At 70.7% G+C, this 10785-nt stretch carries 12 protein-coding genes; 6 read left to right on the forward strand and 6 right to left on the reverse strand.

The window, feature by feature from the left end; translation table 11 throughout:
• Positions 1–137 precede the first annotated feature (137 nt).
• The gene (locus FHG89_RS24180) at positions 138–908 is read left to right on the forward strand and encodes a FadR/GntR family transcriptional regulator (RefSeq protein ID WP_139586702.1); all 771 of its coding nucleotides are present in this window, start codon (positions 138–140) and stop codon (positions 906–908) included.
• A 73-nt stretch (positions 909–981) separates the two neighbouring features.
• On the opposite strand, the gene FHG89_RS24185 is transcribed toward FHG89_RS24180, so the two are convergent.
• Entirely contained in the window at positions 982–2367 is a 1386-nt protein-coding gene (locus FHG89_RS24185; protein WP_139586703.1) for an RICIN domain-containing protein, read from the reverse strand.
• 346 nt (positions 2368–2713) lie between these two features.
• Between FHG89_RS24185 and FHG89_RS24190 the strand changes: the two genes are divergently transcribed.
• A complete protein-coding gene (locus tag FHG89_RS24190) occupies positions 2714–3049 on the forward strand; it encodes an L-rhamnose mutarotase (protein ID WP_139586704.1) in 336 nt (111 codons plus the stop codon).
• 22 nt (positions 3050–3071) lie between these two features.
• Here FHG89_RS24190 and FHG89_RS33400 read toward each other — a convergent pair whose 3' ends face one another.
• Together FHG89_RS33400 and FHG89_RS24200 are read right to left on the reverse strand one after the other, a co-directional pair.
• On the reverse strand, positions 3072–3281 hold the full coding sequence (locus tag FHG89_RS33400; protein WP_208761082.1) for a hypothetical protein: 210 nt from the start codon (positions 3279–3281) through the stop codon (positions 3072–3074).
• Between the two features lie 241 nt (positions 3282–3522).
• The gene (locus FHG89_RS24200; protein WP_139586705.1) at positions 3523–4014 is read right to left on the reverse strand and encodes a MarR family winged helix-turn-helix transcriptional regulator; all 492 of its coding nucleotides are present in this window, start codon (positions 4012–4014) and stop codon (positions 3523–3525) included.
• 108 nt (positions 4015–4122) lie between these two features.
• Between FHG89_RS24200 and FHG89_RS24205 the strand changes: the two genes are divergently transcribed.
• Genes FHG89_RS24205 through FHG89_RS24215 form a run of 3 tightly spaced genes read left to right on the forward strand, consistent with a single transcriptional unit; the run spans position 4123 to position 6931 of the window.
• A complete protein-coding gene (locus FHG89_RS24205) occupies positions 4123–5172 on the forward strand; it encodes an LLM class flavin-dependent oxidoreductase (RefSeq protein WP_139586706.1) in 1050 nt (349 codons plus the stop codon).
• On the forward strand, positions 5165–6196 hold the full coding sequence (locus FHG89_RS24210) for an LLM class flavin-dependent oxidoreductase (protein ID WP_139586707.1): 1032 nt from the start codon (positions 5165–5167) through the stop codon (positions 6194–6196). The genes FHG89_RS24205 and FHG89_RS24210 overlap by 8 nt, the downstream gene beginning before the upstream one ends.
• A 30-nt stretch (positions 6197–6226) precedes the next feature.
• The gene (locus FHG89_RS24215) at positions 6227–6931 is read left to right on the forward strand and encodes an NADPH-dependent F420 reductase (protein WP_139586708.1); all 705 of its coding nucleotides are present in this window, start codon (positions 6227–6229) and stop codon (positions 6929–6931) included.
• Positions 6932–6972: 41 nt separating this feature from the next.
• Here the strand turns inward: FHG89_RS24215 and FHG89_RS24220 are convergent, their stop codons facing one another.
• From FHG89_RS24220 to FHG89_RS24230, 3 genes are all read right to left on the reverse strand, one after another.
• Positions 6973–7632 (reverse strand): hypothetical protein, encoded by a 660-nt coding sequence (locus tag FHG89_RS24220; RefSeq protein ID WP_139586709.1) that lies wholly within the window; start codon positions 7630–7632, stop codon positions 6973–6975.
• 92 nt (positions 7633–7724) lie between these two features.
• The gene (locus FHG89_RS24225; RefSeq protein WP_139586710.1) at positions 7725–8543 is read right to left on the reverse strand and encodes an SAM-dependent methyltransferase; all 819 of its coding nucleotides are present in this window, start codon (positions 8541–8543) and stop codon (positions 7725–7727) included.
• An 83-nt stretch (positions 8544–8626) separates the two neighbouring features.
• Complete coding sequence (locus FHG89_RS24230; RefSeq protein WP_139586711.1) at positions 8627–9625, reverse strand: PaaX family transcriptional regulator; 999 nt, start codon at positions 9623–9625, stop codon at positions 8627–8629.
• 260 nt (positions 9626–9885) lie between these two features.
• Between FHG89_RS24230 and FHG89_RS24235 the strand changes: the two genes are divergently transcribed.
• Positions 9886–10785: extracellular catalytic domain type 1 short-chain-length polyhydroxyalkanoate depolymerase (locus tag FHG89_RS24235; RefSeq protein WP_208761083.1), on the forward strand; the 900-nt coding region annotated here is incomplete at its 3' end.

The raw sequence follows: 10785 nt of genomic DNA on the forward strand, positions 1-10785 counted from the left end.
CCTCTGAAAGTGGGGCGGCCGGCGGGCATCCCGCGAGCCAATGTTGACGGGAAGGTAACTCGTATGACGTGTGACGTCAATACTCGGCCGTACACTGAGCCGGACGTCGTGCCACGGCGAGCAGTTCGGAGGGGGACATGACGCCACCGCAGGAGACAGCCCTGAACAACTCGGCGACCCCGGCGTGGGTTCATCGGCCGGCCAACCTCGCCAGGGCGGTCACCGCCGAACTGGTGGAGCGCATCGTCCGCGGCGTGCACCCGTCCGGGACGTCGCTACCCCCCGAGCCGGTCCTCTGCGAGACCTTCTCGGTCAGCAGGACCGTTGTCCGGGAGGCGGTGAAGATCCTCCAGGAGAAGGGGCTCGTGCAGGTCCGCCAGGGCGCCGGCACCATGGTCACCCCGCCATCGAACTGGGACATGCTCGACGAGCTCGTCCTCGCCGCCACCATCGCCGAGGACGACAGTCTCGCCATCCTCGACGACCTCGTCGTCACCCGGCGGGTGCTGGAGTCCGACATGGCGAACGTCGCCGCCCGCCTCGCCGACGACGACACCATCGACCGGCTGCGCGCCCTGGTCGACCGGATGGACGAGCTCGTCGACGACCACGTCACGTACCACGAGCACGACCGGGCGTTCCACGACCAAGTCATGCAGGCGTCCGGCAACCGGATCGCGCGCGGGGTCGTACGGGCGTTGGAGAGTCAGGTCATAAACACCGCCCGGTACATGGGCCGGACCGAACGCTCCCTCTGCGTGGCGTCCAACAAGGGGCACCGGCGCATCTACGAGCGCATCGCCGCCCACGACCAGGACGGCGCCGCCGAGGCGATGTTCACCCACATCACCGAGGCGTGGCTGGTGCGGCGCGGCGGTTCGGGCAAGCCGGTCCGTCTCCAGCGCTGAGCGTCGCGGACGGCGAAGCGGCGCCCACCCCCGGCACACGGGAGCAGGCGCCGCCGCCGGACGCCGACCGACGTCACGAGAACTGCGAGAAGAACCTCCAGATCTCACCCTTGGTCCAGGTCGTGATGCCGCTCTCGGCGTACGTCCCGTCCACCGGTCCGGGCATGTGGCCGTTGTCGTACGCGGCCCACTGCACGGGATAACCAGACCGGCAGCCGGAGTAGGTGGTCGTGATGTGCGTCCGGCTGCCCGCCGCCGGCTCGGGCGGGTTCTGGGCGGTGCAACCGTTGTTCCGGACGAACGTGTCGCGCAGCGCCCGCCCCTGGGAGATGTTCAGGACGTTGTCCGAGATGCCGTGCAGCCCGAAGTACGCGATGGGCTGCGTACCGCCGCTGCAACCGCTGATCTGCGCGCCGGAGATGACCGCGACGGCCCGGAAGACGTTGGCCCGCGCGCAGGCCACGGCGTAGCTCATGCCGCCACCCCAGCTGAAGCCGAGGGCGAACCGCTGCCGCGGGTTGACACACAGGCCGCTCTCGATCCGGCTGATCATGTCGTCGACGAAGGTGATGTCCTCGCCGCCGGCGTTGCCCCAGCCGTTGCCGAACCCCTGCGGCGCGACCAGGATCGCGCTGTTGTTCGACTGCTCCTGCTGCCCGTAGTAGGACCACGCGGCCCCGCTGGTGCCGCCGGACGAGATGTCCTGCATGGTGCCGCCCCGCCAGTGGAACGCGAAGATCAGGCGGTACGGGTTGCTGTTGTTGTAGTTGGCGGGCACCCGCAGGATGAAGGTCCGGCTCTTGCCGTTGCTCTGGATCGTGTGCGTGCCGCTGGCCAGCATCGGCGCCTTGCCGCACCCGCTACCGCCCGACGGCGGCGGTTCGGTGCTGCCGGTCGGGACGAGCTGCCACTGTTGGTTGGCGCCGTTCCAGTCGGAGTACTGCACGACGTTCGCTCCGTCGGCTGTGGAGGCGCCCTGCACCTCCACAGCCTTGCCGCTGTGCCGGCTGATGAGCCGGACGTAGCCGCCGTCCGAGTCGGCCAGCCGGAACTGCTGGTTCGTGCCGTTGAGGTCGGACCACTGCACGATGGCGCCGCCGTCGGCGGTGGAGAAGTTGGACACGTCGAGGACCTTGCCCGAGTGTCGGGACTTCAGCCGGTAGTAGCCGCCTCCCGAATCCACGAACTGCCACTGCTGGTTGGCGCCGTTGTTACGCGTCCACTGGGTGATCCGCGCGCCGTCGTTGGTGGCCGAGCCGTACAGGTCCAACGCCTTGCCGCTGTTGCGGTTCACCAGGACGTACGAGGCGTTGGTGTCCACGGTCGCCGCCGCCGCGGGCGCAGCGTCGACCGCGACGAGCATGCCGGCGGTCATGACCGCGGCCGCCGCCGCGGCCGACGCCGACCGCCAGCGACGTCTCGGTGGAGAGGCGGGACGAGCCTCACCGATGGCCTTCATGGTCCACTCCTTCGATCGGGGTCACCCACGGGCGAGACGCACGCGCGTGCCCTGGCGTGTGTGCCGGCGTCTGGTGGTGGCGTCAGCACGTTGGGGGGTGTGTGGTGCGGGCGAGATGCGGCCGGCCCGATGGAGCGCTGCGGCGTATCCGGGCCCCCGGCGGCCCACGCGACCCGCGAGTCAAAAGTTAGCGTTCACAACGTCATACGTCAAACGATTGGCATCGATACACTGCCTGTGTCTCGACGGGCCCACGCCGGGTCGGTATGGTCGCGGCGTCCGGGGAGGGACAGGCGCGCGCAGGCGCGCACCGACGCCCCACGGTCCACTATCGCGGAGGCGTGAGATGCGACGACACGCAATGGTCATCCGGCTCCGACCGGAGCACCGGGAGACCTACCTTCGGCTGCACGCCGCCGTCTGGCCCACCGTCGAGGAGACGCTGCGGCAGGCGAACATGCGCAACTTCAGCATCTTCCTGCACGACGATCTGCTGTTCGGCTACTACGAGTACGTGGGCGACGACCACGCCGCCGACCAGGCGCGTATCGCCGCCGACCCACAGACGCAGGAGTGGTGGAAGTTGACCGAGCCGTGCCAACAGTCGCTGGCCCCGGAGGGAAGCGACGACTGGTGGGTTCCCGTGCCGGAGGTCTGGCACCTCGCCGACAAGGACGCCTGACCGCCGTCCGCGCCGGCCCGGATCACTCGGGCGGCTTCGCCCCCGACTGCTCGCTCACCATGTACGCCGCGTACCAGTCGGGCCAGTTGTCGTCAGTCGTACCGGTGCGCTTCTCATGCTCGCCGTGGGCGGCGGCCGCGCGCCGCAGCGCGCTCGCCAGGTCGCTGTCGGAGGTGTACGACGTCACTCCCCCCTCGATCCGTCCGGGGAGCCTGGTGGTGATCTCCTGCACGAGCCAGGTGTTGCCGTCCGGGTCGCGGAACGTGGCGCACGAGAAGTAGCTGCGGTGCTCGGGATCCGGCCCGTCGGGGTGACGTGGAAGACACCACTGACCTCGACGCCGACGGCGAGCAGGGCGTCGCGGGCCGCCTCGACATCGGACACGACCAGGTACGCCGTTGCCGAGCCGGGCGTCGCCGACGTGAGCTGCGGCCCGAACTGCACCGAACACATCACCGGGGTCGCCGTTGCCGTCAGTCCTCGCGCCGCGTGCCGAGGTGCGCGCGCAGCGCCGCCGCGATCTCGCCGGCCGCGCGGAGCTGTTCCGGAGTCAGAGCGTCGACGAACAACTCCCGGATGGCGCGCAGGTGCGGGAAGGTGGCATTCCGGAACGCGTCCGCTCCGGTCGGGGTGAGGAGCACCTCCGACCCACGGGGGACGGTCTGGCACTCCTGGCGGCGGATGAGCCCCCGCCGCTCCATCCGGCCCAGGTGGTGCGAGAGCCGGCTGCGCTCCCAGCCGATGTGGGCCGCCAGCGCGGACGAGCGCATCTTCCGGCCCTGGGCCTCGCTGAGGGCGAGCAGCACCGCGTAGTCCCCCGGCGAGAGCGCGGAGTCGGCCTGGAGGCGGGTGCTGACCTGGGAGGTCAGGGCCTCGGTCGTCTCAATGAAGTCCCGCCAGATCCGTAGCTCATCCGCGGTCGGCAGCTGGCGTCCCCTCCGCCGCTCAGGTGTGGCGCTGGTCATGTCTGTCTCCATGGAATTGACGTGTCAATCGGCAGGTTAGCAGCATTGACACGTCAACAGGGAAGGCCGCTTCCCGCGGGTCACCGGCGGGAGCGCCGAGGAGGAGACATGACGGCTCAACACTTCGAACTGGGGCTGAACTCGTTCGGGGAGGTGGCCACCGACGGCGACCGGACCCTGACCGACGCCGAGACGGTACGACTGCTCGTCGACGAGGCCCGACTCGCGGAGTCGGTCGGCCTCGACGTCTTCAGCCTCGGTGAGCACTACCGGGAGGGCCACAACGACTCGGCCACACCGGTGCTGCTCGCGGCGATGGCGACGGCGACCGACCGGATCCGTCTCGGCACCTCGGTCACGGTGCTCAGCACCAACGATCCGGTACGCCTCTACCACGAGTTCGCCACCCTCGACGCGGTGTCCGACGGTCGGGCCCAACTGGTCCTCGGGCGGGCCTCCGCAACCGAGTCGTTCCCGCTGTTCGGCTACGACCTGGCGGACTACGAGCGGTTGTTCGAGGAGAAGCTCGACCTCTTCGTCCGACTCCAGCGGGACGAAACGGTCACCTGGTCCGGCACCGTACGAACTCCCCTGGTCGACAAGCGACTGCATCCGCGCATGCGGCCGGGCGGCATCCCGACGTGGATCGGCGTCGGTGGGAGCCCCAACTCGGTGGTCCGCGCCGCCCGCTACGGACTGCCGCTCATGCTCGCGATCATCGGCGGGCGGCCGCAGCGGTTCGCCGGCCATGTCGACCTCTACCTCCAGGCACTCAAGCAGTTCGGGAACCCCGTACAGCCGATCGGGCAGCACTCACTCGGCCTTGTCGCGGACACCGACGAGGAGGCGGTGGAAACATGGTGGCGGTACTGGCAGCCGACCGTGGCGCGGCTCGCCGAGGAGCGCGGCTTCTACAAACCGGACCGCGCACGCTACGAGGCCGAGATCGACCACGGAGCGCTGTTCGTCGGGTCGCCGGAGACGGTCGCCCAGAAGATCGCCACCATGGCCCGCGATCTGCGGCTGAGTCGATTCGACCTCAAATACGACATCATGCACCTGCCTCGCGAGGCACGCGCGCGAACCATCGAGCTGCTGGGCAGCGAGGTCGCGCCGCGCGTCCGGGAGCTGTTGGCGAAGGAGCCCACCCATGTCTGACCTCGCGTTCGGCCTCGACACCTTCGGCGACGTACCGCAGGACGACAACGGTAGGCCGATCTCGCACGCCGCAGCGATCCGTCAGGTCGTCGACGAGGCGGTGCTGGCCGACGACCTCGGCGTCGACGTCATCGCCCTCGGCGAGCACCACCGACCGGAGTACTCGGTGTCGACGCCGGAGACCGTGCTGGCGGGCATCGCCTCGCGCACCTCGCGGATCCGGCTCTCCTCCGGCGTGACGGTGCTCAGCTCCGACGACCCGGTCCGGGTGTTCCAACGCTTCGCCACCGTCGACGCGCTCTCCAACGGCCGGGCCGAGGTGATCCTCGGTCGCGGGTCGTTCACCGAGTCGTTCCCCCTGTTCGGCTACGACCTGGCGGACTACGACACGCTGTTCGAGGAGAAGATCGAGCTGTTCGCGAAGCTCCTCGACGAGAAGCCGGTGACCTGGAGCGGCACCCTGCGTGCCCCCCTCAAGGACGCCGACGTCTTCCCGAAGACCGAATTGGGGCACCTCACCACCTGGGTGGGTGTCGGTGGCTCGCCGCAGTCGGTCGTCCGCACCGCGCAGTACGGCTTCCCGCTCATGCTGGCCATCATCGGCGGCGCTCCGGAGCGGTTCGCGCCCTACATCGACCTGTACCGGCGGGCGGCCGACCAGCTCGGCACCACCGCCCACCCGGTCGGGATGCACTCGCCCGGCTTCATCGCCGACACCGACGAGGAGGCCAGGGAGGTGTTCTGGCCGCACTACCGGGTCATGCGGAACCGGATCGGCGCGCTGCGGGGCTGGCCACCGATCCGTCGCGAGGAGTTCGACTCCGAGGTGGAGCACGGCTCGCTGTACATCGGTTCACCCGAGACTGTGGCACGCCGGATGGCAGGCGCCATCGGCAGCCTCGGCGTCGGCCGGTTCGACCTCATCTACACGGCGGGAGCCCAGCCGGTGAGCGCGCGGATGCGTGCCGTGGAGCTCTACGGCTCCCGGGTGATCCCCATGGTCCGCGACATCCTGGCCGGCTGAACCACCGCACCGGCACCCTGGAGGGAAGACATGAACGCCAACGACCGGCCGCAGACCCTCGCCGTCCTCGGGGCCGGCAAGGTGGGCACCGTCCTCGCCCGGCTCGCGCTCGCCGCCGGCTACCGGGTGCTCGTCGCCGGCTCCGGCGACCCGGCGAAGATCGCCCTCACCATCGAGGTGCTCACCCCCGGGGCGACCGCGACCACGTCGGTCGACGCCGTGGCCGACGCCGACATCGTCATCCTCGCCCTGCCGCTGGGCAAGTACCGGGCGATCCCCGCCGAGGCGCTGCGCGGCAAGCTCGTCGTCGACGCGATGAACTACTGGTGGGAGGTCGACGGCATCCGCGACGACCTGACCGATCCACGCACGTCGTCCAGCGAGATCGTCCAGGCGTTCCTGGCCGGCGCGCGGGTCGTCAAGGCGTTCAACCACATGGGCTACCACGATCTCGAGGACGAGGCGCGGCCGGCCGGAGCCGCCGGCCGCAAGGCCATCGCGATCGCCGGCGACGACCCCGCTGATCTCGCCGCCGTGGCGTCCCTCGTCGACGCGCTCGGCTTCGACCCGGTCGTCGCCGGAGCTCTCGCCGAGGGGGTACGGCTCGAACCGGGCAGCGAGTTGTTCGGCGCCAACGTGAGTGCCGCCGAGGTGCGCGCCATGCTCGACCGGTTTCCCGAGTCGGAACGCGGGCGGGTCATCGCCTCCGCGCGAGGCTCCGACCTGCCCGGGTGACGGACACCGCCGGAACAGGGGCGGGGTGCGACCGCGACGGGTCAGCCGCCGGAGCCCTCCTGCGCGCCGTCGTGACTGTCGCCCTCCAGGTAGACATGCTGGTGCCCCTGGCCGGAGTCGACGTTGACCTGGTCGAGCTGGGTGGCGGCGACGGACCACGCGGCAGCCGCCTGGGCTGCCTGTCGCGCGGCCAGCTCGGCCAGCGGGGCCCGCTGCGCGGGCGGCACGGTGACGGCGAGGAGATAGGCGTCGACGGCGAGGGACGCCTGGTCCACGGCGCTGCGCAGAGCCGTGCGGGCCACGTTCGTCGCGGTGGTGCCGGACGGCGGGTCGGCGAACGGCTCCGCCGCCCGGACCATCGCCTGCTGCCACTGGCGGGCCTGTTCGGCGCTCGCGGGACGGGATGTCGACGGATCCGCCTGGATGGCGGTGAGGATGGGTTGTACCTGCTCCCGCAGGCGACGGGCGGTCGACGTCAGCTCGACGATCTGCTGGCTGTCACGGTGCGCCTCGGCCTTGCGGATGTCCGCGATGGCCGACTCGGTGCCGTCCGGTCGACCGGCCGTGTAACCGACGGCACCGCCGACGAGAGCCGCCGCGAGTCCGACGGCCGCGATGGTTGCCGCGAGACGCGGGACCCGCCGGCGACGCGCGTCGGCGGTGGGCAGCAGGTAGGAGGGCTTGCCGGTACGGCGGGACACAGCATCTCCTCATCTCGAGGGAAACGTGGTCGCAGCCTAGCTCGACGCGGTGACGATGGTCGATAGCTGGAGCGCGTACCGGTTGCGGCCCGTCACCTGACCCGGGCGACGGCGCCGTTGAACGACACGTCCCGCACGGATGGTCGCGGCTGCGGCGCGTCGTCGGCACGCCACCGCGACACCGAGACGATGCCGGGCTCGACGAGCTCCAACCCGTCGAGAAGGCCCGCGAACTGCTCGGTGGTACGGGCCTGGAACCGGCCGTCCTGGTTGTTCGCCTCCAGTTTCGCGGTCACCTCGGGCGGCAGGAATTCCCAGGTCACGTGCGAGGCGACGACATAGCTGCCGGACGGGAGCGCGGCGACGAGGCGGTCGAGGATGCTCCTGGGGCCCTCGTCGTCGCGGATGAAGTGCAGGATGGCCACCAGCATCAACGCGACCGGCCGGGTGAGGTCCAACGTGGCGCGCAGGTCCGGATGGGCGAGGATCCGTTCGGGGTCACGCAGGTCGGCGTCGAGGTAGGCGGTGCGGCCCTCGGGCGTGCTGTTGAGCAGCGCACGGGCGTGGGCGAGGACGATCGGGTCGTTGTCGACGTAGACGACCCGCACCGCGGGGTCGATCGCCTGGGCGACCTCGTGCGTGTTGTCGGCGGTCGGGATGCCCGTTCCGATGTCGAGGAACTGGCGGACACCCTGCTGCGCCAGGAACCGCACCGCGCGGTGCAGGAACATCCGGTTCTCCACGGCGGCGAGCCGGATGGTGGGCATGGCGGCCGCGAGAGCGTCGCCGGACTGCCGGTCGGCGGCGAAGTTGTCCTTGCCACCGAGCAGGTAGTTGTACCTGCGGGCGGGGTGCGCGACCGTGGTGTCGATCCGGTCTGCCGCCGAAAGCTCTCCGCTGCGGAACGTCACCCCGGGCCTCCCATCGCCACGTCGCCTCCACAAGGTACACAGCGGACCACCGGCGCGATGCCCGGCCGACGGCCCGGTGATCATCAACCGGCCGCCCCGTCCCGGCACCCCTCCCCCGGGCTCTCGTCACCGCGTACCCCGGTCACGAGGTCCGTGGTGGTGTGTGCCCGCACGCCCGGCTCCCCGCTGTCGATGAACCGCGCGACGACCGCTCGGACGTGCCGCTCGGCCGGCTCGGCGAGGCCGTCGTAGACGGCCGCGAACAGCTCCCGGGCCGGCTGCCGGGGCCATCGGGCCGGAAGGAGTTCCAGCGGCAGCCGCGGGTCGAGGATGGGAAAGCGCCGGAAGGTGTCCATGACCTCGGTACGCGCCCGCACCGCGGCCGCGCCGTCGACCCGCCCCGACCGCACGAGGGGCACCAGGGGCGTCCACCGCCGCAGGAACACCTCGTAGTGTCCGCTGATCGCGTCGATGTCCCAGGCCTCGATGGGCGCGCGTTGGCTGGTCGTGTCGAGCGCGGACTGTCGGCCGCGGAACACGGTGACCCGGCCCGCCGCCAGCTGGCCGAGCAGCTCCCGCGCCGGTGAGGTCAGCTCGTACGGCGAGATCCACAGTCCGTCGTACAGCGGCGCGTATCCGAGCCACCGTAGCTGGCCGCGCAGTGCCCGCCGCTGCGCGCTGCGGTCCTGTGGCAGCGAGAAGGCGACTGTCGTCCAGCAGCCGTCCCACGACGTCGTCGCGGCGGTGGAGGTCAGGATCCACTGTGCTCCGGCGGAGAGGTTGGCGGCGGCGGCACGGCTGAGCCGGTAGGAGCTGCGCCGGCCGTGCCGGCTGCCCTCCAGCACGCCCCGACGGGAGAGCCTGCTGATCGCGGTCCGCGCGCCGGCCGTGGTCACCCCCGACTCGGCGAGCAGCGCGACGATCGCGGCGGACGGGAGCGCGGCGCGGGTCCGCACGGTGTAGTCGGCCAGCAGGGTCACCGCGACGCCCTGGGGCGAGTTGCCGGCCTGCCGCCGGGGCAGCCGAAGCGAGTGCTCCCCGTCGTCCGGATATATCTCCTCGATGTCGAACGGGCTCGCCACAGGCCCTCCGGGCTCGGCTCGGGGACGTTGCCCCGACTGTAGACCGAACGTCGCCGGACCCGCCCACCTTCTTGATCGAGGCATATCGATTGACACTTATCCGCCCGGAGGGAACACTATCTGCTACGCGATCCCGTACGGAGCCGGCAGGGCATGCACACGTACCAGGCGATGCGCGATCACGCGGGCGGCCGGGCACACCCGCGACCGGAACGCGCGGCCAGTCCCAGCCCGCACAGGTGATCGAAGGAGTCGTCCCCGTGACAATCAGAAGGAAACTGCTACTGCTCGGCCTCGCCGTGTCGCTGGTGGCCGCCGGCCTGATGGTTCCCACCATCCGGCCCGCGTACGCCGCGTCGCTGGTCGAGGTCACCAGCTTCGGCGACAACCCGGGTCGGATGCGCATGCACGTCTACGTGCCGGACACCCGTCCGGCCCGGCCGGCGGTCGTGGTGGCCATGCACGGCTGCGGCGGGTCCGGCCCCGGCTTCTACTCCGGTAGCGAGTTCGCCGCACAGGCCGACCGGTACGGATTCATCGTGATCTACCCGACCGCGACCCAGCAGGCCGGGTTCGGCAACTGCTTCGACGTCTGGTCGGACGCCGCCAAGCGTCGTGGCGGCGGCAGCGACCCGGTGTCGATCATCTCCATGATCCGGTACGCGCAGCAGCAGTACGGCGCCGACCCCGACCGGGTCTACGCCACCGGCAGCTCGTCCGGCGGCATGATGACCAACCACATGCTGGCCCTGTACCCCGACGTGTTCAAGGCCGGCGCCGCGTTCATGGGCGTTCCCTTCAACTGCTTCGCCAACGCGGCCGACTACCCGCCCACCAACAGCCAGTGCACCGGCGGCGCCATGAACCGCACCCCGCAGCAGTGGGGGGACGCGGTCCGCCAGGCCTACCCGGGCTATTCCGGCCCCCGCCCACGGGTGCAGGTGTGGCACGGCACCAACGACACGCTCGTGCCGTACTCGCTCCTTCAGGAGACGATCGAGCAGTGGACCAACGTGTTCGGTCTCAGCCAGACACCGACCTCCACCGACACGCCGCAGGCCAACTGGAACCGGCGCAGGTACGCCGACGCCAGCGGCACCGTCCAGGTCGAGGCGTACAGCATCCAGGGCGCCGGACACGAACACGTCGGGGTACAGGGC

It is taken from the genome of Micromonospora orduensis (assembly GCF_006228125.1).
Taxonomy (GTDB): domain Bacteria; phylum Actinomycetota; class Actinomycetes; order Mycobacteriales; family Micromonosporaceae; genus Micromonospora; species Micromonospora orduensis.

Coding starts and splice junctions, on each gene's coding strand:
- FHG89_RS24180 (WP_139586702.1), top strand. CDS start 138: ATGACGCCACCGCAGGAGACAGCCCTGAACAACTCGGCGACCCCGGCG.
- FHG89_RS24185 (WP_139586703.1), bottom strand. CDS start 2,367: ATGAAGGCCATCGGTGAGGCTCGTCCCGCCTCTCCACCGAGACGTCGC.
- FHG89_RS24190 (WP_139586704.1), top strand. CDS start 2,714: ATGCGACGACACGCAATGGTCATCCGGCTCCGACCGGAGCACCGGGAG.
- FHG89_RS24200 (WP_139586705.1), bottom strand. CDS start 4,014: ATGACCAGCGCCACACCTGAGCGGCGGAGGGGACGCCAGCTGCCGACC.
- FHG89_RS24205 (WP_139586706.1), top strand. CDS start 4,123: ATGACGGCTCAACACTTCGAACTGGGGCTGAACTCGTTCGGGGAGGTG.
- FHG89_RS24210 (WP_139586707.1), top strand. CDS start 5,165: ATGTCTGACCTCGCGTTCGGCCTCGACACCTTCGGCGACGTACCGCAG.
- FHG89_RS24215 (WP_139586708.1), top strand. CDS start 6,227: ATGAACGCCAACGACCGGCCGCAGACCCTCGCCGTCCTCGGGGCCGGC.